The sequence below is a fragment of the Luteimonas sp. J29 genome (genome assembly GCF_000472505.1).
Classification (GTDB): Bacteria; Pseudomonadota; Gammaproteobacteria; order Xanthomonadales; family Xanthomonadaceae; genus Luteimonas.
The window spans coordinates 14,393-36,686 of record NZ_KI421430.1; the positions used below are offsets into that span (position 1 = coordinate 14,393).

Below are 22,294 nucleotides of genomic sequence, written 5' to 3' on the forward strand. Positions count from 1 at the left end.
CTGATCACCGGCAGGGCGACCATGGAAGGTCCACGCTTCGATCCGGCGCCACGGCCCGCCTTCGGGCAGGCCGTCGCCGCCAGCCTCGTGCTCGGCGCGTTCGCCTGCACGCGCCTGCCCGCGCTGCCGCCACCGGCGCTGCTGCTGGCCTTGCTGTCCCTGGGGCTTGGCGGCTGGTGGCGCGGCGGCCGCTGGCTGCGGCCGGCCGGGGCGCTGGCGGCCGGATTCGCGCTGTTCGGGTTGCACGCGGGCCAGGCCCTGGACCGCCAGTTGCCGCCCGGGCTCGAACGCACCGACGTCGAGCTCGCGGGCCGGGTGGTGGGGTTGCCGGACGTGGAACCGCAGCGCACCCGGTTCCTGTTCCGCGTGGACCCCGATGCGGCCCAGCCGGCGGCGCTGCGCGGCCGCCTGCTGCGCCTGGCCTGGTACGACGACCGCGACGGCACGCCGGCCACGCGACCGGCGCTGGAGCCCGGCAGCCGCTGGCGCCTGTCGGCACGGGTGCGCGCGCCGCGCGGCCTGCGCAATCCCGGCTGGTACGACGGCGAGCGCCAGGCGCTGGCGGCGCGGATCACGGCCACCGGTTACGTGCGCGACCGCGAGCCCTGGCAGCGCCTGCATGGGGCGTCGGGCATCGACGGCTGGCGCGACCGGATCGCGGGCCGGATCGACGCCGCGACCGGGCGGCCCTCGTCGCGCTTCCTGCGCGCGCTGGCGCTGGGCGACACCCGGAGGCTCGGGGACCGCGACTGGGAGATCCTGCGCGCCACCGGCCTGACCCACCTGATCGCGATCTCCGGTTTCCACGTCGGCCTGGTCGCGGGCTTCTTCGCGCTCGCCGTGGCCGGTGCGTGGTGGCTGCTGCCCTGGCTCGGCCGCTGGCTGCCGCGTCCCCAGGCCGCGGCCTGCGGTGCGCTGGTGGGGGCGGCGGGCTACGCGGCGGTGGCCGGCTTCGCCCTGCCGACGGTGCGCACGGTGCTGATGATCGCGGTGGTGGTGCTCGCGCGCCTCTGGCGCCGCCCGATGGGGGTGCTGGATTCGCTGGCGCTGGCGGCGGTCGCGCTGGTGCTGGCGGATCCGCTGGCGGTGCTCGCGGCCGGGTTCTGGCTCAGCTTCGCCGGCGTGGCGTGGCTGGCCTGGTGCCTGCCGGCGGTGGGGCCGCGCACGCCGGTGGTGCGCGGGTTCCTGGCCGCGCAATGGGTGGCCACGCTCGGCCTGCTGCCGCTGACCGCGGTGCTGTTCGGCCAGGCCTCGCTGGCCGGGCCCCTGGCCAACCTGGTGGCGATCCCGTGGTGGAGCCTGGTCGTGGTGCCGCTGGCGCTCGCGGGCACCGGGCTGGAGGCGCTGCATCCGGACTGGGGCGGACCGGCGTGGCGGCTGGCCGCGGCGTGCTTCGACCTGTCGTGGCCCCTGTTCGAGCGGCTGGCGGCCGGGCCTGCCGCGCTGTGGTGGCTGCCGGAAGCGCGCTGGTTCGCGCTGCCGCTGTCGCTGCTGGGCGCGTTCTGGCTGCTGCTGCCCCGGGGCGTGCCGGGCAAGGCGCTGTCCACGCTGCTGTTCCTGCCGCTGCTGTGGCCCGATCGCGCGCTGCCGCGCGAGGGGGAGGTCGAACTGGTGATGTTCGACGTGGGGCAGGGCACCTCGGTGCTGGTGCGCACCGCGCGCCACGCCTTCCTCTACGACGCCGGCCCCGCGGTGCCGGAGGGATTCGACGCGGGCGAGCGGGTGGTGGTGCCCGCCCTTCATGCGCTCGGGGTGCGCCGGCTGGACGGGGTGGTGGTCAGCCATGGCGACGCCGACCACGCCGGCGGCTACGCCGCGCTGCGCCGCAGCTATCCCGGCGGCCCGGTGTTCGCCGCGCGCGACGCGGGCATCGAAGGCGCCGCGCCGTGCCTGTCCGGATCGCGCTGGGTGGCGGACGGGGTCGAGTTCCGCTTCCTGCACCCCGGCCTGCACTTCCCGTCGCTGCGCAACGACTCGAGTTGCGTGCTGCAGGTGCGTTCGGCGCACGGCGCCGCGCTGCTCGCGGGCGACGTGGGCCAGGTCGTCGAACGCATGCTGGTGCACGACCATGGAGACGCGCTGCGCAGCGAGGCGGTGCTGGTCGCCCACCATGGCAGCGGGGGGTCCTCCGACCCGGCCTTCGTCTCGGCCACGCGCCCGCGCGTGGCGCTGGTGTCGGCCGGCCACGGCAACCGCTTCGGCCATCCCCGGGCCGACGTCCTGCAGCGCTGGACGCGGACCGGTGCGGACGTACCGGTCACTGCACGCGTGGGCGCGGTGCGGGTGCGCCTGCGCGCTGGCGGCGCGGAGGTCGAGGCGCGGCGGCGCGCCGAACCCCGGCTGTGGGACGCGGTGCGGCGCGCGGGCGGGGCTGGCTGAACGCCGCGGGCGCCGGACGGCGCTGGGCTATCCTATCGGGCATGGACGATGGGCCCCGCGCGGGCCGGAGGGAGTGCGTGCTCGAACTCGTGAAGGCCGGCGGCTGGCCGATGATCCCCCTGTTGCTGCTCTCGGCCGTGGGCCTGGCGATCGTCGTCGAACGCTTCTGGGCGCTGCGGCGCAATGCGGTGCTGCCGCCCGGACTGGGCGAGGAGGTCAGGGCCTGGGCCGCGCGCGGCCGCCTCGACCCGGCCCACATCGAGTCGCTGCGCCGCAACTCGCCGCTGGGCACGCTGCTGGCCGCGGCGCTGGACGTGCGCCACCGCCCGCGCGAGGAGATCCGCGAGCGGGTCGAGGACGTCGGTCGCCACATCGCCTTCCGGATGGAGCGCTACCTCAGCGCGCTGGGCACGATCGCCGGCGCAGGCCCGCTGCTCGGCCTGTTCGGCACCGTGGTCGGCATGATCCAGATGTTCCTCGGGGTGATGGACCATGGCGTGGGCGACGTCAACCAGCTCGCCGGCGGCATCGGCAAGGCGCTGGTGTGCGCGGCCACGGGCATGGTGGTCGCGGTGCCGGCGCTGGTGTTCCACCGCTGGTTCCGGGCCCGCATCGACGGCTACATCGTCGAGATGGAGCACGAGGCGATCCAGCTGATGGACGTGATCGATCCGCGCGCGCGCCGGGCCGCCGCCGCGATGGCCGCGGTGCCGGCCGAGGCCCAGGCGGACGGACAGGGCTGAGCCCATGCGCATCCGCGACCGCCGCGCCGACGACGTGCCGGAGATCAACCTGGTGCCGTTGATCGACGTGATCCTGGTGCTGATCATCTTCTTCGTGATCACCACCACCTTCGACGCGCGCTCGGTGCTGCGGGTGGAGTTGCCGCGCGCCACCGGCGAGGCCAACACCGGCTCGGATTCGCTGAGCCTGCTGATCAACGCGGAAGGGCGCTACTTCGTCGACGACCGCGAGGCATTGCGCACCGACGTCGAGTCGCTCAAGCGCACCCTCCTGGAAGTCGCCGGCGACGACCGCGACCGCACCGTGCTGCTGCGCGCCGACGCCCGCACGCCGTGGCAGGCGGTGGTGACCGCCTACGACGCCCTGGCCCAGCTCGGATTCACCCGCGTGGCCAATGCCACCGCGCCCGAGGCACCGGCCGCCAGCCCTCCATGAGCGCACGCGACGACACCCGCGCCCACCACGCCGGCGACGGCGCCTGGGCGGTCTACCGGCGCCTGCTGGGCCATGCGGGCGTGTACTGGCCGTTCCTGCTGGTGGCGATGCTCGCCATGATCGTCGAGGCCGCCGCCGGCGCCGCCTTCGTCTGGCTGATGGAGCCGTTGACCAACGACGGCTTCGTCGATCCCAAGCCGGACATGGCCGTGGTCCTGCCGCTGGCGATCATCGGCCTGTTCCTGCTGCGCGGGCTGGCGACCTTCACCACCGACTACGGCATCGCGCGGGTCGGCCGCAGCGTGGTGCGCGACCTGCGCGAACTGGTGCTGGGCAAGTACCTGCGCCTGCCCAGCACCCGTTTCGACACCGAGGCGGTGCCGGCGATGGTGAGCCGGCTCAACTTCGACACCGAGCAGGTCACCCAGGCCAGCTCCGACGCGCTCAAGGCGATCCTCACCGACGGCCTGACGGTGGTGTTCCTGTTCGGCCTGATGCTCTACACCAGCGCCAAGGTGACCCTGGCCATGATCCTGATCGCGCCGCTGATCGGCGTGCTGGTCTGGTACGTGGGCGGGCGCTACCGGCGCATCAGTCGCGGCATCCAGGACGGCATGGGCGCCCTGGCCGCCAGCGCCGAGCAGTCGCTGGCCGCGCAGCAGGACGTCAAGGTCCACGGTGCGCAGGCCTTCGAGCGCGACCGCTATTCGACCTTCGCCAACCGCATCCTGCGGCTGAACATGAAGGTCGAGACCACGCGCGCGATCTCCTCGGCGCTGGTCCAGATCCTGGCCGCGCTGGCCCTGGCGGCGATCGTGTGGGTGGCGGTGCGCGAGGCGCTGCAGGGGCAGCTCAACCCCGGCGAGTTCGTGCAGCTGATGACCGCGATGATGGGCATCATCCCGTCGCTGCGCCGGATCACCAACGTGCAGAGCGTGATCGGGCGCGGCGTGGCCGCGGCCGAACGCCTGTTCTCGATCCTCGACGCCGAGGAGGAGGCCGACACCGGCACCGTGCCGCTGGAGCGGGCGCGCGGCCTGCTGGTGTTCGAGGACGTCTCATTGCGCTACGCGCGCGACGGCGACGAGCGCAAGGCGCTGGACGGGATCAGCTTCACCGCCGCGCCGGGCACGGTCACCGCCATCGTCGGCCGTTCCGGCAGCGGCAAGACCAGCCTGGTGCGCCTGGTGCCGCGCTTCTACGAGCCCAGCAGCGGCCGCATCACCCTCGACGGGGTGCCACTGGACCAGTACCGCCTGTCCGACCTGCGCCGCCAGATCGCCCTGGTCGGGCAGCGGGTGATGCTGTTCGACGACAGCGTCGCGGCCAACATCGCCTACGCCGCCGAGGCCGCGCCCGACGCGCTGCGCGCCGCGGCCGAGGCCGCCAACGCCTGGGAGTTCATCGAGCGCCTGCCGCAGGGCATGGACACCCGCATCGGCGAGAACGGGTCGATGCTCTCGGGCGGCCAGCGCCAGCGCCTGGCGATCGCGCGCGCGATCCTGCGCGACGCCCCGATCCTGATCCTGGACGAGGCCACCGCCGCGCTCGACACCGAGTCCGAGCGGCTGGTCCAGGAAGCCCTGAACCGGCTGATGCCCGACCGCACCACGCTCGTGATCGCGCACCGGCTCTCGACCATCGAGCATGCCGACCAGGTGCTGGTGCTCGACGAAGGGCGGCTGGTCGAGCAGGGCACGCACGCCGAACTGCTCGCGCGCGGTGGCCTGTACGCGCACCTGCACCGCATGCAGTTCCGGGACGGGGCGGAAGGATGAGCGGCCGGTCCGGACAGCCCCCTCGCCACTGGTACGAGGGCGGACGCGTGCCGCTGCACGCGCAGGCCCTGTCGGGGCTGTACGCGGTGGCCAGCGGCCTGCGCCGCGGGCTGTACCAGCGCCGCCTGCTGCGCGCGCGCAAGGCCGGCCGCCCGGTCGTCGTGGTCGGCAACCTGGTCGCCGGCGGCAGCGGCAAGACCCCGCTCACCATCGCCCTGGTCGAGCGCCTGCGCGCGGCCGGCTGGACGCCGGGCGTGGCCAGCCGCGGTTACGGGCGCGCCGATGCCTCGACGCCGCGCTGGGTGGACGCCGGCACCGACCCGGCCCTGGGCGGCGACGAGCCGGTGCTGATCGCCGCGCGCACCGGCGCGCGCGTGCGCGTGGACCGCGACCGCGTGGCCGCGGCCCGCGCCCTGGTCGCCGAAGGCTGCGACGTCGTGGTCTGCGACGACGGCCTGCAGCACTACCGCCTGGCGCGCGACCTCGAGATCGAGGTGATCGACGGGCGCCGCCGTTACGGCAACGGGCGCCTGCTTCCCGCCGGACCGCTGCGCGAACCGCCTGCGCGCGCGAGCGCCTGCGACTTCCGGGTGCTCAACGTGGGCACCGACGCCGAACTGGCCGCGGATTTCGGCGAATGGCCGATGTGGCTCGAGCCGGGGCGGGCGCAGCCGATGGCGGGCGGGCGGCCGCAGCCGCTGTCCGCGTTCGCCGGCCAGCGCGTGCACGCCGTGGCCGGCATCGGCGATCCGGAGCGCTTCTTCGCCATGCTGCGCGGGCAGGGGATCGCCGTGGTTCCGCACGCCTTCGGCGACCACCACCGCTACGCCGCCGAGGACCTGCGCTTCGGCAGCGACCTGCCGGTGCTGCTGACCGAGAAGGACGCGGTGAAGTGCCGGGCCTTCGCCAACGACCGCTACTTCAGCGTCGGCATCGACGCGCGTCTGCCCGAAGCCTTCTGGATCGCGCTGCTCAACCGCCTCGGCCCCAGGCCGTCCACCGCCCCCTGACCCCACATCCCCCGTAGGAGCGGCTTCAGCCGCGACCACCCACAAGGACGGGGAAACGCCCGCAGGAGCGGCTTCAGCCGCGACCACGCGCAAGGACGGGGGAACGCCCTGTAGGAGCGGCTTCAGCCGCGACCTGCGGACATGCGGACAGCCATGCGCAGCAGGCGATGTGGCGAGGCCGCGATCGGCGGCTTCTCCCCTTCGTGGGTGGGTCGCGGCTGAAGCCGCTCCTACGGTGGCCCGCGACGCGACGGGACCGACACCAGGATCCTCGCGGCGAATGGGATCGCCAGGCAACCGGTAGAATCCTCGCCATGGATCCCGTCGATTTCGTCGTCGCCATCCCCGCCCGCCACGACGCCACCCGCCTGCCGGGCAAGCCGCTGCGCCTGCTCGGCGGCGAACCGCTGGTGCTGCACGTGGCGCGGTGCGCGCTGGCCGCGGGTGCGCGCGAGGTGCGCGTGGCGGCCGACGACGAGCGCATCGTGCGCGCGCTCGAGGGCAGCGGCGTGCAGGTGGTGATGACCGGCCGCGGGCACCAGTCCGGCACCGACCGCCTGGCCGAATGCGCCGATCTGGCCGGCTGGGACGACGACACCATCGTGGTCAACCTGCAGGGCGACGAGCCGTTCGCGCCGGCCGCCGGGATCCGCCGCGTCGCCGGGCTGCTCGCCGCCAGCGGCGCCGGCATGGCCACCCTGGCCGAGCCGATCGCCTCGCGCGAGGCGCTGTTCGATCCCAATGTGGTCAAGGTGGTCGTCGCCGGCGACGGCCACGCGCTGTACTTCAGCCGCGCGCCGGTGCCCTGGCACCGCGACGCCTTCGCCCGCGGCGACGCGCAGCTCGCGGCGAACGGCGGCTGGCTGCGCCACATCGGCATCTACGCCTACCGCGCCGGGTTCCTGCGCCGGTTCGCGGCCATGCCGCCGGGGCGGCTGGAGCGGATCGAATCGCTCGAGCAGCTGCGCGTGCTCGAGGCCGGGCTGCCGATCGCGGTGGCGGTCACCCCCGAACCCTTCCCGCAGGGCGTGGACACCCCCGAGGACCTCGCCCGCGCCGAAGCCGTACTGGAGTCGTTGCATGGCTGAACCCCTGCGCCTGCTGGTCGTGTGCCTGGGCAACATCTGCCGTTCGCCGCTGGCCGAAGGCCTGCTGCGCCACCACCTGGAACAGGTCGGGCTCGAGGACCGGGTCGAGGTGGACTCGGCCGGCACCGGCGGCTGGCACGTCGGCGAGCCGCCGGACCGGCGCACGGTCCGGAACGCCGCGCGCCACGGCCTGGACCTGCAGGGCCTGCGCGCGCGCAAGCTGTGCAGCGCCGACTACCATCGCTTCGACTGGCTGCTGTGCGCCGACGCCAGCAACCTGTCGGACGTGCGCCGCCGCGCGCCGGCGGGTGCGACGGCCCGCCACGCGCTGCTGCTGGAATGGGCCGGGATGGGGCAGGGGGCCGAGATCCCGGACCCCTACACCGGCGGCCCCGAGGCGTTCGAGCACGTGTTCACCCTGGTCGACGCCGCCGCGCGCCGCATCGTCGCGCGCCTGGCCGACCGCACCCTGCCGGTTGACGCATAATCCCCGGATGGACGCCAGCCTCGCCCCCGAGTTCCCGCCCAGCGTCGAGTGGCTGAACCTGCTCGCCCCGCTGCGCATGGCGCAGCTGCGCGGCAAAGTCTGCGCGCTGGCGTTCGTGAACGCCGGCTCGGCCTGGTGCCAGCAACGCCTGGCCGACCTCGCGCGCCTGCGCGCGCGCCACGGCGAGCGGGTGAACGTGGTCGCCGTGCACGTGCCCAGGTTCGACAGCGAGCGCGACTCGCGCCGGATCGGCAAGCGGCTCAACCGCCAGCGCTACGACTTCCCGATCGGGCACGACCCCGACTGGGTGATGTGGCAGCACTACGGCGTGGAGGCCTGGCCGACCGTGGTCCTGATCGACGGCGAGGGCCGGATCCGCGACCGCATCGTCGGCGACGGCCCGGTCCGCGAGCTCGACGCCCGGGTCAGCGCGCTGGCCGCGGAGCTGGTGCCCACCATGCCCGCCGCCGAGCCGATCGAGATGCGCCGCGGCGGCGAACCGCCGCTGCCGCTGCGCTTCCCGACCGGACTGGTGGTCCAGGGCAACACCCTGTACGTGGCCGACAGCGAGCACCACCGGATCCTCGAATGCGACCTGGCCGGGCGCGTGCTGCGCCAGTTCGGCAGCGGCGGGCCCGGGTTCATCGACGGGCCGATGGAGCTGGCCGCGTTCAACCGCCCGCACGGCATGTGCCTGTGGCGCGACGCGCTGTACGTGGCCGACGGCGGCAACCACGCCGTGCGCCGGATCGAGCTGCGCAGCGGCGACATCGACACCATCTGCGGCGCCGGCCGCGCCGGCACCCCGGCCGAGGGTCCGATCGCCGATCCGCGCGCGGTCGCGCTCGACCAGCCGCGCGCCGTCGCCCTGAGCGGCGCCTCGCTGTTCATCGCCACCGCCGGCGACAACCGGATCTGGAAGTACGACCTGGGCAAGCCGGCGCTGGAACTGCTGGCAGGGTCCGGCCGCCTGGCGGTCACCGATGGCGGTGGCGTCGGCGCGGCGTTCGCCGAACCCGTCGCGCTGGCCGCGGTGCAGCAGGTGCTGTACGTCTGCGACGCCGCCGGCTCGACCATCCGCAGCGTCAATGCGCGCACCGGCGCGGTGTCCACCCTGGTGGGCGTGGACCAGTGGCAGTTCGGGAACGCCGACGGCGCGCGGACCGAGGCCCGCCTGCAGCAGCCGCTGGCGATCGCGCTCGATCCGGATTCGCCCGTGCTGTGGATCGCCGATGCCGGCAACGACTCCCTGCGCAGCCTGCGCCTGGGAGGCGGCGAACTGAGCACGGTGGAACTGCCCCAGCGCCTGCACGGCTCGGCCGGGCTGGCGGTCGCCGGCGGTGCGGTCTGGATCGCCGACACCGACGCCCACGCCGTGCTCCGCTTCGATCCGCGATCCGGGGCCCTGCGCCACGTACCGATCGGCGAATGACCGGCGAGGCCAACGCTCCCGGCCCCCGCGCCCCCGACGCGCCCCCCTTCGACGGCAAGGCCTTCGCCCGCGGGCTGAGCACCGCGCCGGGCGTCTACCGCATGATCGCCGCCGACGGCAGCGTGCTCTACGTCGGCAAGGCCGGCGCGCTGCGCAAGCGCGTCGCCAGCTACTTCAGCGGTTCCCCGAAGCCGGCGCGGACCATGGCGATGCTGGCCCAGGTGGCGCGCATGGAAGTCACGGTCACGCGCACCGAGGGCGAGGCTCTGCTGCTGGAGAACCAGCTGATCAAGTCGCTGCGGCCGCGCTACAACGTGCTGCTGCGCGACGACAAGAGCTATCCCTACGTGCTCGTCACCCAGGAGCCGTGGCCACGGCTGGCGCTGCACCGCGGCCCGCGCAACGTGCCCGGGCGCTACTTCGGCCCGTACCCCGGCGTCACCGCGGTGCGCGAGACGCTGAACATGATGCACAAGCTGTTCAAGCTGCGCAGCTGCGAGGACAGCGTGTTCCGCAACCGCTCGCGCCCGTGCCTGCAGTACCAGATCGGCCGCTGCTCCGCGCCCTGCGTGGGGCTGGCGCCGGCGCGCGAGTACGCCGAGGCGGTGCGCCGCGCCACCCTGTTCCTGGAAGGCCGCAGCGACGAGCTCACCCGGGAACTGGGCGAGGCCATGGAGGCGGCCAGCCAGCGGCTCGACTTCGAGGAAGCCGCGCGCCTGCGCGACCTGCTGGCCAGCGTGCGCAGCACGCAGGCGCGCCAGTACGTGGACGGCCGCGCGGCCGACCTCGACGTGCTGGCGGTGGCGATGCAGGGCAGCCAGGCCTGCGTGGTCCTGCTCGCGTTCCGCGACGGCCGCAACCTCGGCACGCGGGCGTTCTTCCCGAAGACCAACGGCAGCGACAACCCGGCCGAGGTGCTGGCGGCGTTCGTCTCGCAGTACTACGGCGAGCAGGCGCCGCCGCGCGAGATCGTGCTCGACCGGACGATCGAGGACCAGGCCCTGCTGGAAGAGGCGTTCACCGCCGCGGCCGGGCGCAAGGTGCAGCTGCGCCACGGCGTGCGCGGCGAGCGCGCCGGCTACCTCGACCTGGCCCGGCGCAACGCCGAGATGGCGCTGGCCACAGAGCTCGGCAGCCAGGCCGCGCAGCAGGCGCGGATGGCGGCGCTGTGCGAACTGCTGGGGCTGGAGCAGGCGCCCTCGCGGATCGAGTGCTTCGACATCAGCCACACCATGGGCGAGGCCACGGTGGCCTCGTGCGTGGTGTTCGACGCCGAAGGCGCGGTGCGCAGCCAGTACCGCCGCTACAACATCACCGGGATCGAGCCTGGCGACGACTACGCCGCCATGCAGCAGGCCCTGACCCGGCGCTTCCGGCGTGCCGCGGCCGCGCTCGGGCAGGCGGACTCACCGGACGCCCCGGCGCCGGGGCCGGGCGCCGTGCTGCCGGACCTGCTGCTGATCGACGGCGGGGCAGGGCAGGTGGCCCAGGCCCACGCGGTGCTCGCGGAACTGGGCCTTCCGGCCGCGGCCGCCCCCGGCGAGCCGGGCGTGCTGGTGGTGGGCGTGGCCAAGGGCGAGGAGCGCCGGCCCGGCCACGAGCGCCTGCTGCTGCCCGACGGCCGCGAGCTGCGGCCGGGCACCGCCTCGCTGGGTCTGCAGCTCATCCAGCAGGTCCGCGACGAGGCCCACCGCTTCGCCATCACCGGCCATCGCGGCCGGCGCCAGAAGGCGCGCACCAGCAGCCGGCTCGAGGACATCCCCGGGATCGGCCCGCGCCGGCGCGCCGCCCTGCTGCGCCATTTCGGCGGCCTGCCGGGCCTGAGGGCGGCCGGGATCGAGGAGATCGCCCAGGTCGAGGGCGTGAACGAGGCGCTCGCCGGGCGAATCTATGCGACCCTGCATGGTTTGGAAGACGCCGATCCCCCCGGCCAGTCCCCCCGCACCCGATGAAGTTGACCGTCCCCACCTGGCTGACCCTGCTGCGGATCCTGCTGATCCCGGTGCTGGTCGCCGTGTTCTACATGCCCTCGCAGTGGACCAATTTCGCGTCCGCGTTCGTGTTCATCCTGGCCGCGGTCACCGACTGGCTGGACGGCTGGATCGCCCGCCGCTACCACCAGTACTCGGCCTTCGGCGCCTTCCTCGACCCGGTGGCCGACAAGCTGATGGTGGCAGTGGCCCTGTTCCTGATCGTGCAGGGCCACCCGACGCCGTGGATGGCGTTCTGGGCCGCGGTGATCGTGGGCCGCGAGATCGCGGTCTCGGCGCTGCGCGAATGGATGGCCGAGCTGGGCCAGCGGGCCACGGTCAAGGTCGCCACGATCGGCAAGATCAAGACCACCGCCCAGATGGTGGCGCTGTCGTGCCTGCTGTACTCGATCAACCCCCGCCATCCGCTGCAGCCGGGGACCGACATCTGGATGGGCAAGCCCCTGTTCCACGTCGGCGACTGGCTGCTGGGCGCCGCCGCGCTGCTCACCCTGTGGTCGGGACTGGCCTACCTGCGCGCCGCCTGGCCGGTCCTGCGCGACGGCGAACGCAATGCTGTTGACAGCGCCAAGGGCGCCGGTAAAATGCACGGCTCAACGCGGGAATAGCTCAGTTGGTAGAGCGCAACCTTGCCAAGGTTGAGGTCGCGAGTTCGAGCCTCGTTTCCCGCTCCAGTTTGCACAAGGCCCCGGCACCGCCGGGGCTTTGTTTGTCAGCCCCGCGGACGTGTATTGTTGTCCGTGGCGAGCGTCACCGGCCTGGTGGCAGAGTGGTCATGCAGCGGACTGCAAATCCGCGTACGCCGGTTCGATTCCGACCCAGGCCTCCATCCCTCCGCGGGATGCGCGTCGCCGGCCACGCCCGAGTGGTGGAACTGGTAGACACAAGGGACTTGAACGATTGAGCCCCCCGGGGGAAACGCCGGGGGTGGCACCCGTCAAACTCGGTGGACGCCCTGGGCATCGCCGCCCGCGCCAACGCCGAGCCAAGCCCCCGGCGCAGCGGGGGAAGGTGTAGAGAGCAGACGGCGGGCACCTGTCGCGCATGGCGCCATGGTGAAGGCGTGCTCCAGACCACGAACGGCCACGCGGCCGGCGGCGAAAGCCGAAGTGGTACGAAAATCCCTCGACCTCGCGGTCATGCCGGTTCGAGTCCGGCCTCGGGCACCACCTCCAGCATTCTGCAGGAGCGGCTTCAGCCGCGACCCCGCGTCGCCGGCTGGGCCCGCACGATCCCACCATGGTCGTCGGCGCGTACCGGCCGCGTGGGCACCGATCGCGCCGGTGCGGGAGCGGGTCGCGGCTGAAGCCGCTGCTACAGGGTCCGTGGGGGAGTGTGTGATCATGGAGGCGCGCCAGCGCCGGCGCGCCGCAACGGGGATCCATGTTCCACCGCCGCACGACCTGGTTCGCCTGCATCGCGATCGCCATCGCCACCACGCTGCTGGCGCTGCGATGGACGCCGGCCTGGTGGTGGCTGGCCGTGCCCGCGCTGGTGCTGTCCGTGCTGGGCCTGGTGGACGTGCTGCAGGCGCGCTCGACCCTGCGCCGGCTGTACCCGGTGAGCGCGCACGTGCGCTACGGACTGGAGTCGATCCGCACCGAGATCCGCCAGTACTTCATCGAGGACAACCTGGTCGAGGTGCCGTTCTCGCGCGAGAAGCGGGCGCTGGTGTACCAGCGCGCCAAGAGCGAGCGCGACACGGTGCCGTTCGGCAGCGAGCACGATCCCTACAGCCTGGCCTACGAGTGGATCAACCACTCGCTGGTGCCGGCCCACGCCGAGTCGCACGACTTCCGGGTGCTGGTGGGCGGCGCGCAGTCGCTGCCCTACGACGCCAGCGTGTTCAACATCTCGGCGATGAGCTTCGGCGCGCTCTCGGCCAATGCGATCCGCGCGCTCAACGAGGGCGCCCGGCGCGGCCGCTTCTACCACGACACCGGCGAGGGCTCGATCTCGTCCTACCACCGCGAACGCGGCGGCGACCTGGTGTGGGAGATCGGCTCGGGCTACTTCGGCTGCCGCGACGGGGAAGGGCGGTTCGATCCCGCGCGCTTCGCCGGGAACGCGCGCGACCCGCAGGTGAAGATGATCGAGCTCAAGCTCTCGCAGGGCGCCAAGCCCGGGCACGGCGGCATGCTGCCCGGAGCGAAGGTCACACCCGAAATCGCGGCCGCGCGCGGCGTCCCGGTGGGGGTGGACTGCGTCTCGCCGGCGTCGCATCCGGAGTTCTCCACGCCGCTGGAACTGCTGGCGTTCATCGCCCGGCTGCGCGAACTGTCGGGCGGCAAGCCGACCGGCTTCAAGCTCGCCATCGGCCATCCATGGGAATGGTTCGGCGTGGCCAAGGCGATGCTCGAGAGCGGGATCCTGCCCGACTTCATCGTCGTCGACGGCGCCGAAGGCGGCACCGGCGCCGCGCCGCTGGAGTTCATCAACCACGTCGGCGTGCCGATGCACGAAGGCCTGATGCTGGTGCACAACACCCTGGTCGGGATCGGCCTGCGCGACCGGATCCGGATCGCCGCCGCCGGCCGCATCGCCAGCGCGTTCGACATCGCCCGCACCGTGGCCATGGGCGCGGACTGGTGCAATGCCGGACGCGGCTTCATGTTTGCGCTGGGCTGCATCCAGTCGCGCAGCTGCCACACCGACCACTGCCCGACCGGCGTCGCCACCCAGGACCCGGCGCGCTGGCGCGCGCTCGACGTCGAGGACAAGGCCACGCGCGTGTTCAACTTCCACCAGAACACCCTGCGGGCGCTGCGCGACATGCTCGGCGCGGCGGGCCTGGAGCATCCGTCCCAGCTCGGGCCCGAGCACATCCTGCGCCGCGTCGCGCCCACCGAGGTGCGTTCGCTGGCCGCGCTGTACCGCTTCCTCGCGCCGGGCGAACTGCTCGACGGGGTCCCCGAGCACGCCGTGTTCCGGGCCTTCTGGGCCTCGGCCCGGCCCGATTCGTTCATGCCGCCCGAGCGCACCCTGGAGATGCGGCGCAGCAAGCTGCTGTAGCGCCCGCGTCGCGGCTGAAGCCGCTCCTGCACGGCGGCACACATGTAGGAGCGGCTTCAGCCGCGACCCACAGTCCGACATCGGCTCGGGTCGATCCCCGACGGCACCGGATGCTGCCTACCGCCGCGCTTCCCGAATGGACAGGGACGCATGCGGTCGGCGTGGCCACGCAGCGCTACGCAAGGGGCGTGTCTCCCTGCCACGCCACGTGTACCACGTGACGTTCGCGACACGGGACAGGGAACCCGTGTTCGCCGACTTCGTCGCGGCCTGCGCGGCGGCGCGCACCTTTGCCCTCCCGGTCCAGGGATTCTCCTTGCTTGCCTGGGTCGTGATGCCCGACCACGCGCATTGCCTGCTGCAGCTCGGAAATGGCGGGTCGCTCGGCACCGCCGCGCGGATCCTGAAGGGTCGCAGTGCGCATGCCGTGAATCGCGAGTGCAGACGGTCCGGCCTCCTGTGGGCGCCTGCGTACCACGATCGGGCGCTGCGCCGGGAAGATGATCTGCAGGCAGTGGCGCGCTACATCGTGGCGAATCCTGTGCGTGCCGGGCTCGTGCGCCGGGTGGCGGATTATCCGTTCTGGGATGCTGTCTGGCTTGGTGGTCGCGGCTGAAGCCGCTCCTACGGCGGGGAGGGCCTGCAGGAGCGGCTTCAGCCGCGACCGCAGGCGCTAGTCCGCGACATCCGGCTCCTGCATCGCCCCGGTCCGCCTGGCCACGATCGCGGTCGCGGTGACGTCGGCCGAAGTGTTGGCCACGGTGGCGAAGACGTCGGGGATGGTGTCCACCGCCAGCAGCACGCCCAGCGGTTCGACCGGCAGGCCCATGGCCTGGGTCACCGGCATGTTGGTGGTCATGAAGCTGACCTGGCCTGGCAGGCCCACCGACCCCATGCTGACCACGATCGCCAGCGCCACCGCGATCGCCAGCTGGCCTGCGCCCAGGTCGATGCCGTACAGCCAGGCGATGAAGGAGGCGACCACGATGTACTGCGGCGGGCTGGCGATGCGGAACAGCGACACTGCCATCGGCAGCACCAGCGAGGTCACCGCCAGCGGATAGCCCAGCCGCGTGCGCGCGCTCTCGATCATCACCGGCAGCGAGGCCAGCGAGGACTGGGTGCTGGCCGCGATCGCCTGCACCGGCAGCAATGCCCGCGCCAGCCGCGCCGGCCGTTCGTTCGCCGCCACCATCGCCACCAGGTACAGCAGCCCGGTGATGGCGATGTACAGCGTGCACTGGGTGAGGATGTAGTAGGCGAGCGCACTGAGCATGTGCAGGCCCACCCGCGCGCACACCGCCAGCACCAGGGCGAACACGCCCAGCGGCGCGGCCCACAGCACCCAGCGCACGATCACGATCATGGTGTCGCCCAGGGTGCGCACCAGTTCGAGCAGGCGCGCGCGGCGCTCGGCATCGATGCGGGTCAGGGCGAAGCCGAAGAACATCGAGAACACCACCAGCGGCAGCATCGCGCTGTTGGCCGCGGCCGCGATCGCGTTGCTGGGGATGATGCCCGACAGCCATGCACCGGGGTCGGTACCCTGCGGCAGCGCCTCGGGCGCCTGGATCGCGGCGCGGAACGCCGCCACCACCGCCTCGTCGCGGGGCAGGGCGGAGAGCACGGCCGGTGCGGCCACGGCCGCGAACGCGCCCGACAGCGCCAGCAGCACCACGAACACGAACATCGCGGTGCGCGCGGTGCGGCCCGAAGCGGCGGCGTCGGCGGCCGAGTTGATTCCGACCACCACCAGCGCCGCGACCAGCGGCACGACCGTCATCTGCAGCGCGTTCAGCCACAGCCTGCCGACCGGATACACGATATCCGCGACCCGTGTCGCCTGCGCCGGATCGATGGCCGCCAGCACCAGGCCCGCCGCGGCGCCGAGCAAGAGGCCGATCATCACCCGCGCGGGCGTGGACAGGCGGCGTGCGCCGTTCGGGGCCTGGGTCATCGGGAACCTGGCTGGGGGTCATGGGCCGCGCACTGGATAGCACGAACGGCGCCGCGGCGGCACCCTGCGCGCATCCGGGCAGGGCAGGGAAGGGCAGTGCCCATGCGGCCGGCTTCAGTCACCGCTGCTCACGGTTGCAGCCTGCGGATGGCGGTGACGCGATCGACCATGGCGGTGACCGGATCGGCCATCAGCGGCAATAGCGGGGTCACCACCACGCCATTGACCGGGTAGCGCACGAGCTGGCCATCGTCGGCGACCATCGACACGCTGGCCGCGTCGTGGATCACCCAGGTGGCGCCGTCCACGCGCCCGATCACCATCATCACATGCCCGGGCACGTAAAGCAGGTCGCCGACCCCGGCCTGCGCGAGCAGGCGCAGCCGCTCCTCGTGGCCCATGCCCGGTTCGACCACGGTACCTCCGAGCGCGGGGCTCGATGCCTGGGCGCCCGTGTTGCGCGGGATCACCAGGCCGAAGCTGCGCAGCACTTCCGACACGAACCCGCTGCAGTCGCGGCCGTTGTAACGGTGTCCCCAGCCGTAGCGCTCGCCGAGGAACTTGAACGCCTGCCGGATCAGGTTGGCCTTCGTCAGCGGCAGGTAGCCCTCGGCCACGTCGGCCGAGCGCGGCAGCAGCGCGGGGACGAACGCGAGCGTGCCGTCCGCCTCGCGCACCGGCAGGTCGACCACGTAGCCGAAGCCCGGATGCTGGCCGTTGACCGGCGCGTGCGGCGGCCACTCGGCCAATGGCAGGCGCACGCCCATGTCCAGCGGCAGTTCGGACACCTCCGGGCGCTCGCGCGTATGCACCGTGCGCACCTGGGCGCCGGTCACCACCACGAACGGCGCGCGCCGGCTGTAGGCAAAGACCTCGGCCCGTTCCCCGAACGCGACGGCGCCGGCCTCGATCCAGCCGGCATAGGTCTCGCTGAGCACGAACAGCCAGTGCCGGTCGCGGCTGCGGTGCACGACCGCCACCGGCGTGCCGGGGAACAGCGCGGTTTCCTGGAAGCGGTCGAGGTCGCGGTCGTCGGGCGTACTGAACACGCGCAGGTGGGTGGGGAAGGTGCGCAGGTCGGCGCGTCGCACGACCAGGCCGAAACGCGTCACCTGGGTCTGGGGGATGTCGTCCAGGTCGAGCGCGCCGACCAGGCGGTCGATCGCGCGCGCGCTGCCTTCCTTGCCGGCCTCGTCGTACAGCACGGCCGTGGGGCGCGGCGAGGCGGCCTCGATCCAGGCGCGGACCTGTTCGGCCTCGACCGTGTACGGCAGGTCCTCGATGTCGTGCAGCGACGGGTCGAGCTGCCGCATGCGCGCGTTCTGCGCCGCGACCGCGCCCGCGTCGAGGATCAGGCGATCGGGGTCGCGCAGACGGCTGGTCCAGAACCCGGGATCGAGGTGCGCGCGCGTGACGCCCGGCAGCACCTCGACCTGCGGATCGAACGGCGATCGGGCGTGGCCCAGGGTCGACGCCATCGCCAGCACGCAGGCCAGGGCGACGCGCATTGCCGCACGGCAGGGGCGGGTGGCCGCGACGCCGTCGTGGCGCGCCGTCGGCTTGGCAGGAACGGGCGGCTGTCGCATGCTGCGGCCATGTTACACAGCCGCACCCAACCCCCATCGAGGCCCGTGCACCGGGCAGGCGTGGCCGTCCTCGGACTGGCCATCCTGCTGGCCACCGCGGGCTGCGGGACGCGCGCCGATCGCGCCGGCGCGGAGCAGGGGAGCGCGGCGACCCCGGCATCGCTTGGCATGGTCGACATCCGCGACCTGGTGCCGGACATCGACACCGACATCCGCTACGCAGGTCCGGACAACTTCACCGGGGCGCCGGTGGAAGGCTACGAGGCCCCGAAGTGCTACCTGCTGCGGCCGGCGGCCGAGGCGCTCGCGGCCCTCGAGCGCGAACTGCGTCCCCGTGGGCTGCGGCTGCGCATCTTCGACTGCTACCGGCCCGCGCGCGCGGTGCGGCGCTTCGTGGAATGGGCCAACGACCCCTCCGACCAGCGCACGCGCGCGGCGTACTACCCGGCGCTGGAGAAATCGAGCCTGGTCCCGGACTACATCGCCGACCGGTCCGGGCACAGCCGCGGCGCCACCGTCGACCTCACGCTGCTGCAGTGCGACCGGCCCGGGTCCGCGGACTGCCGTCCGCTGGACATGGGCACGCCGTTCGACTTCTTCGACCCGCGCGCCAATACCGACCATCCGGGCCTGGCACCCGCCCAGCGCGAATCGCGCGCACGGCTGCGCGAAGCCATGGAACGCCATGGCTTCGCCAACTACCCGATGGAATGGTGGCACTACACGTTCCGGCTCGAGCCGGAACCGCAGGTGCACCACGACGTGCCGGTCCGCTGAGGCGGACCGCCGGCCGCGGGGCCCGGTCAGCCGATCTTCTTGAAGGTGTTGGTGTTGCCGAGCTTCTCGATCTTGCCGCCCGCCTTGCGGAACGCGGCGAGGTCGTCCTCGAGCTGCTCGCGGGTGAGGGTGGCGGTCTGCTTGCTCGAACGGCCGGTCCGGCGCAGGACGGTGCTGTTGTTGCTCTTGGTCGCTGGTGCCATCAGTACGTCACTGGGGTGGATCAGGCCTGCAGCATAGCCCCCCGCCCGTAAAAAAACGTCAATCGACGGGATTCGGGCTCCTCTGCGGCGATTTCGACGAAATTCGCCGCCAGATTGCGGGAATTTCCGGCGGATCGGGAGTCCGCGCCTCGTTCAGGCGCGCGCGGCCCACGACAGTGCGGCCCGGCTCGAGACCAGCCGCGCGGTACCGCCGCCCTCGAGGGTCCGCAGCGCCGCCTGCCGCAACCCGGGCTGGCCGGCCACGGCGTCGCGGACCACCGCCACCTCGTACTCGCGGGACTTGGCGTCGACCGCGGTCGCCAGCACGCAGCTCTCCAGCGCCATGCCGGTCAGCAGCAGCCGGCGGACGCCGAGCTTGGCCAGCAGCACCGCGAGCGGCGTGGCCAGGAAGGCCGAGTGCTTGGGCTTGAGCACGAAGTGGTCGCGCAGGTCGGGCGACAGGCGGCGCACGATCTCCGACGGCGCCTTCCCGGCGCGGGCGGTGATCGCCACCAGTTCGCGGAAGTCCGCGCGCCAGCGGGCGAAGTTGTCGTTGGCGAAGACGACCGGCCAGCCGCGCTCATGGAACCGGGCGCGGAGCGGCCCGATGCTGCGCGCGGCGGCCACCGCCCCGGCCACCATGGGTCCGGCGCCGTCGAAGTCGAGCGGGTTGATCATGTCGACGACCAGCAGCGCCGCCGGCGCCGGCCCGTCGCTGCTCACTCCGGCTTCCTCGCGGGAATGAAGGGCGAGACGGGATCGCTCGCGGGGAAGGTTTCCTCCAGCGACTCGTCCTGGTTCTCGTCTTCGCGTTCCTTGCGCTCGCGCCGTTCCTCCGGCGACTCCGGCTTGTCGCGGTCGTGCCCGGGCGGGGGCGGATCCTTGCGGTCGCGGTTCATCGGCAGGCCTCGCGCGCGGTCGGGACGTCTTGGATACCGCAGCGGCCGTTGAGCCGGCGTGACCCCCGCGGCGCCACGATCACGCTTCCCTAAGGCATTCGCGACATGGAATGCACGCCGGGCATGCAAAGGTCGGCCTGCAGGTCGCGGGAAGCGGCCACCCAACGCGGCCAGGCGGGGCGGGGCAGTCGTGCCCTTGCCCGGCCACCATCCGGAGGCGACATGCGCAATCCCTACCGAACCCGCCCCAGGCATGCCGATGAGCGCCACCAGGCGGTGGGCGTGGGCGAACTGCGTGCGGTCGCCGAGCGCCTGCTGGACACCGGCGCGCATTTCCTCGACCAGGGCCGTGCCTGGCTGCATGCCGCCACCCGCCAGCAGGCCGAAGAGGAGGACACCGGCCGGGGGCGCGGCGACGGCCGGGCGCGCCGCGCCGGCGGCCCCTATGCACCCGACGAGTACTCGTTCTCCGAGACCGGCGGCGTCTTCGATCGCCGCGGCGGTCGCCATGACGAAGGCCCGGGCGCGTACGGCTTCGAGGCGGAACTGGATGATCCGCTGCGTCGCCGTGCGCGCCCGGGCAGGGGGCGGCAACGCCATGCCCGCCCTTGGGAAGACGGCTTCGTGCCCGGCAGCTACGGCTTCGGCGGCGAAGGCCGGCACCAGCCGGGCGACACCCCGGACCCGACCGGCCCCGGCGCCGATGAATGGGACAGCGCCTACCGGGCCCAGGGCCACGCCGGCTACCGCGGCCGCGGCCCGAAGGGCTACATGCGCTCCGACGAGCGGATCCTGGAAGACCTGTGCGACCAGCTCTGCGACGATCCGATCGTCGACGCCAGCGAGATCGAGGTCCATTGCGAACAGGGCCGCGTGGTGCTGACCGGACGCGTGCCGACCCCCTGGATGAAGCATCGCGCCGAGGACATCGCCGATGCCGTCCGCGGCGTCAAGGACGTCGACAACCGCGTCCGCGTCTCGGCCGAGGAACCGGTCTCCAGGGGCGACTTCGAGACCGCGCGGACGCCGGGCCCCGCAACGACCGACTCCGGGGAACCGGGGAACGCATCGGCCGGACAGGGCGCCGCCGGGGCGCCGGGCAGCCGCACGACCGCCGGCTCCGGCGCGTCCGCGGCAGGCGGCCGCGGCGACCCAGGATTCCCGTCGCCGCCGCACTAGGCCACTGGCCAGCCGGGAAGCCAGACGACGCCTGGGCCGTCTGGCGCCAGGAGCGGCTGCCTTGCGCACGCAGCCGGGCCGGCGGGTTGCCTGGCGACGCCGCACACGCATGCGCCGCGCAAGCGAAACCGGCTCCACGGTGGGCACGCGTCACCAGGCGCATGGGCGGAGGCAGCAGATGATGCAGGCCACGTCGAAGGCCGGCGACCCGAGTCCGGTGCGATCCCGCAGCCGGCGCGATCGTAGCGTGGCAACGGATCGCGAAAGGGCGTGTCCATGGATCGCGAAAGAGCGCTGCATCAATCAGATAGGGCAATTACCTAATGTGGTGGCGCACATTCGGGGTGATTCTTGGACTTCGCATAATGTCTATTATGTTATTGTCGGAGCAGCAGCCAGGCGGCGGATGGCGGATCCCGTCCCGGGAAACCCTCCAGGAACTGCATGCGCCCCCGATGATGCGGGCCGCGTTCGAGCTACAGCGCGCCCGCGTCGCCAGCGAACGACGGCCAGACGTCGTGGGCCGAACGCTGACGCAGCCCGGACGTCCCACGCCGGAATTCCGACTCCAGCCGGAAGCGGCTCCGCGTTCCTGCAGCACCTGGCCAACCAGCACCTGGCCAACCCGGCAGCACGAGCTGACCGACCCGGTCCATGCCGCATTGCGTTGACCACCCCTTCCCCCGCGTGCGGGGGAAGGTCGGGATGGGGGCGAAGTTCCGCAGCGGGAGGCCGGACCTTCGCCACGGCCCGGGGCCATCGCCAGGTCGCAACGCATACCAGCGCTCGCTGCCACTTCGCACTTCAAGACGATCCAGGCGCTCGAGGGTCGCCGCCACCACGAGCGGTCACCGCGTGCAGCCGTCCCGGGTCAACACGGCAGCTACGCGCGAACTCCCGTCATGGACGCCGCCGCACGCGCCCGCGGCAACCGCTCGTCCTGACCGGATCCTCGATCACCGGCTGGCCGCTGCTGCGAACGCGCGAACGAAAGCATGCACCCTGTTGACGGTCCCCGAACCGTCCCTTTACAATTTCGTGCTTTCCAGCCGTGGGGCCATAGCTCAGCTGGGAGAGCGCCTGCATGGCATGCAGGAGGTCGGCGGTTCGATCCCGCCTGGCTCCACCACGTTTCCTCTGGAAATCCGGCGGAAACGGCTATAAATGGGCTTAAAGGCTACTGCGTCCCCATCGTCTAGAGGCCTAGGACATTACCCTTTCACGGTAGCGACCGGGGTTCGAATCCCCGTGGGGACGCCACCTTCCAGACAACGCCCGCGCAAGCGGGCGTTGTCGTTCCAGGATCCCACACACGGGGATGAGAACCCCGCAGGGTT

Annotated in this window: 19 protein-coding genes and 4 tRNA genes; 18 read left to right on the forward strand and 5 right to left on the reverse strand. The window is 72.8% G+C overall.

The features are described from left to right. Positions 1 to 21: 21 nt before the first annotated feature. From LUTJ29_RS0115040 to LUTJ29_RS0115105, 14 genes are all read left to right on the forward strand, one after another. Positions 22 to 2,379, forward strand: coding sequence for a DNA internalization-related competence protein ComEC/Rec2 (locus LUTJ29_RS0115040; protein ID WP_027073223.1), 2,358 nt, complete (start codon positions 22 to 24; stop codon positions 2,377 to 2,379). A 77-nt stretch (positions 2,380 to 2,456) separates the two neighbouring features. Beyond that, complete coding sequence (locus LUTJ29_RS18765) at positions 2,457 to 3,122, forward strand: MotA/TolQ/ExbB proton channel family protein (protein WP_043741771.1); 666 nt, start codon at positions 2,457 to 2,459, stop codon at positions 3,120 to 3,122. A gap of 4 nt (positions 3,123 to 3,126) precedes the next feature. After that, positions 3,127 to 3,558, forward strand: a complete 432-nt coding sequence (locus LUTJ29_RS0115050) for a biopolymer transporter ExbD (protein WP_027073224.1) — start codon at positions 3,127 to 3,129, stop codon at positions 3,556 to 3,558. Continuing rightward, on the forward strand, positions 3,555 to 5,336 hold the full coding sequence (gene msbA, locus LUTJ29_RS0115055) for a lipid A export permease/ATP-binding protein MsbA (RefSeq protein ID WP_027073225.1): 1,782 nt from the start codon (positions 3,555 to 3,557) through the stop codon (positions 5,334 to 5,336). The genes LUTJ29_RS0115050 and msbA overlap by 4 nt, the downstream gene beginning before the upstream one ends. Next, the gene (gene lpxK, locus LUTJ29_RS0115060) at positions 5,333 to 6,346 is read left to right on the forward strand and encodes a tetraacyldisaccharide 4'-kinase (protein WP_027073226.1); all 1,014 of its coding nucleotides are present in this window, start codon (positions 5,333 to 5,335) and stop codon (positions 6,344 to 6,346) included. Before msbA ends, lpxK begins: the two co-directional genes overlap by 4 nt. 314 nt (positions 6,347 to 6,660) lie before the next feature. Continuing rightward, positions 6,661 to 7,434 (forward strand): 3-deoxy-manno-octulosonate cytidylyltransferase, encoded by a 774-nt coding sequence (gene kdsB, locus LUTJ29_RS0115065; RefSeq protein ID WP_027073227.1) that lies wholly within the window; start codon positions 6,661 to 6,663, stop codon positions 7,432 to 7,434. Positions 7,435 to 7,438: 4 nt separating this feature from the next. Continuing rightward, complete coding sequence (locus LUTJ29_RS0115070; RefSeq protein WP_027073228.1) at positions 7,439 to 7,921, forward strand: low molecular weight protein-tyrosine-phosphatase; 483 nt, start codon at positions 7,439 to 7,441, stop codon at positions 7,919 to 7,921. Positions 7,922 to 7,928: 7 nt separating this feature from the next. Next, the gene (locus tag LUTJ29_RS0115075) at positions 7,929 to 9,353 is read left to right on the forward strand and encodes a thioredoxin-like domain-containing protein (RefSeq protein WP_027073229.1); all 1,425 of its coding nucleotides are present in this window, start codon (positions 7,929 to 7,931) and stop codon (positions 9,351 to 9,353) included. Next, the gene (gene uvrC, locus LUTJ29_RS17820) at positions 9,350 to 11,305 is read left to right on the forward strand and encodes an excinuclease ABC subunit UvrC (protein ID WP_051323080.1); all 1,956 of its coding nucleotides are present in this window, start codon (positions 9,350 to 9,352) and stop codon (positions 11,303 to 11,305) included. Before LUTJ29_RS0115075 ends, uvrC begins: the two co-directional genes overlap by 4 nt. Beyond that, on the forward strand, positions 11,302 to 11,952 hold the full coding sequence (gene pgsA / locus LUTJ29_RS18240) for a CDP-diacylglycerol--glycerol-3-phosphate 3-phosphatidyltransferase (RefSeq protein ID WP_027073230.1): 651 nt from the start codon (positions 11,302 to 11,304) through the stop codon (positions 11,950 to 11,952). Before uvrC ends, pgsA begins: the two co-directional genes overlap by 4 nt. Then, a tRNA-Gly gene (locus LUTJ29_RS0115090) sits at positions 11,943 to 12,018 on the forward strand. The genes pgsA and LUTJ29_RS0115090 overlap by 10 nt, the downstream gene beginning before the upstream one ends. A gap of 81 nt (positions 12,019 to 12,099) precedes the next feature. Then, a tRNA-Cys gene (locus tag LUTJ29_RS0115095) sits at positions 12,100 to 12,173 on the forward strand. Positions 12,174 to 12,727: 554 nt separating this feature from the next. After that, positions 12,728 to 14,356 (forward strand): FMN-binding glutamate synthase family protein, encoded by a 1,629-nt coding sequence (locus LUTJ29_RS0115100; protein ID WP_043741776.1) that lies wholly within the window; start codon positions 12,728 to 12,730, stop codon positions 14,354 to 14,356. Positions 14,357 to 14,492: 136 nt separating this feature from the next. Next, positions 14,493 to 14,972 carry a transposase gene (locus LUTJ29_RS0115105; RefSeq protein WP_027073232.1) on the forward strand — a complete coding sequence of 160 codons (480 nt, stop codon included), beginning with the start codon at positions 14,493 to 14,495 and terminating at the stop codon, positions 14,970 to 14,972. 57 nt (positions 14,973 to 15,029) lie between these two features. Here the strand turns inward: LUTJ29_RS0115105 and LUTJ29_RS0115110 are convergent, their stop codons facing one another. Beyond that, positions 15,030 to 16,313 (reverse strand): cation:dicarboxylase symporter family transporter, encoded by a 1,284-nt coding sequence (locus LUTJ29_RS0115110; protein ID WP_232221235.1) that lies wholly within the window; start codon positions 16,311 to 16,313, stop codon positions 15,030 to 15,032. Between the two features lie 128 nt (positions 16,314 to 16,441). Further along, positions 16,442 to 17,821 (reverse strand): SH3 domain-containing protein, encoded by a 1,380-nt coding sequence (locus LUTJ29_RS0115115; RefSeq protein WP_027073234.1) that lies wholly within the window; start codon positions 17,819 to 17,821, stop codon positions 16,442 to 16,444. A 123-nt stretch (positions 17,822 to 17,944) separates the two neighbouring features. Between LUTJ29_RS0115115 and LUTJ29_RS17830 the strand changes: the two genes are divergently transcribed. Next, positions 17,945 to 18,676 carry a M15 family metallopeptidase gene (locus LUTJ29_RS17830; protein WP_232221236.1) on the forward strand — a complete coding sequence of 244 codons (732 nt, stop codon included), beginning with the start codon at positions 17,945 to 17,947 and terminating at the stop codon, positions 18,674 to 18,676. A gap of 26 nt (positions 18,677 to 18,702) precedes the next feature. Here LUTJ29_RS17830 and LUTJ29_RS18915 read toward each other — a convergent pair whose 3' ends face one another. From LUTJ29_RS18915 to LUTJ29_RS0115135, 3 genes are all read right to left on the reverse strand, one after another. Then, positions 18,703 to 18,879, reverse strand: coding sequence for a hypothetical protein (locus LUTJ29_RS18915; RefSeq protein ID WP_186441980.1), 177 nt, complete (start codon positions 18,877 to 18,879; stop codon positions 18,703 to 18,705). 153 nt (positions 18,880 to 19,032) lie between these two features. Next, the gene (locus LUTJ29_RS0115130) at positions 19,033 to 19,602 is read right to left on the reverse strand and encodes an isochorismatase family cysteine hydrolase (RefSeq protein ID WP_027073235.1); all 570 of its coding nucleotides are present in this window, start codon (positions 19,600 to 19,602) and stop codon (positions 19,033 to 19,035) included. Then, positions 19,599 to 19,778: a hypothetical protein gene (locus LUTJ29_RS0115135; RefSeq protein ID WP_043741779.1), complete on the reverse strand. Its 180-nt coding sequence runs from the start codon at positions 19,776 to 19,778 to the stop codon at positions 19,599 to 19,601. The genes LUTJ29_RS0115130 and LUTJ29_RS0115135 overlap by 4 nt, the downstream gene beginning before the upstream one ends. A gap of 222 nt (positions 19,779 to 20,000) precedes the next feature. Between LUTJ29_RS0115135 and LUTJ29_RS18245 the strand changes: the two genes are divergently transcribed. The 3 genes from LUTJ29_RS18245 to LUTJ29_RS0115150 all read left to right on the forward strand — a co-directional run bounded on the left by LUTJ29_RS18245 (position 20,001) and on the right by LUTJ29_RS0115150 (position 22,217). Beyond that, the gene (locus tag LUTJ29_RS18245; RefSeq protein WP_051323081.1) at positions 20,001 to 20,957 is read left to right on the forward strand and encodes a BON domain-containing protein; all 957 of its coding nucleotides are present in this window, start codon (positions 20,001 to 20,003) and stop codon (positions 20,955 to 20,957) included. 1,053 nt (positions 20,958 to 22,010) lie between these two features. Then, positions 22,011 to 22,086, forward strand: a tRNA-Ala gene (locus LUTJ29_RS0115145). A 55-nt stretch (positions 22,087 to 22,141) separates the two neighbouring features. Beyond that, positions 22,142 to 22,217 (forward strand) — tRNA-Glu (locus LUTJ29_RS0115150). Positions 22,218 to 22,294 lie beyond the last annotated feature (77 nt).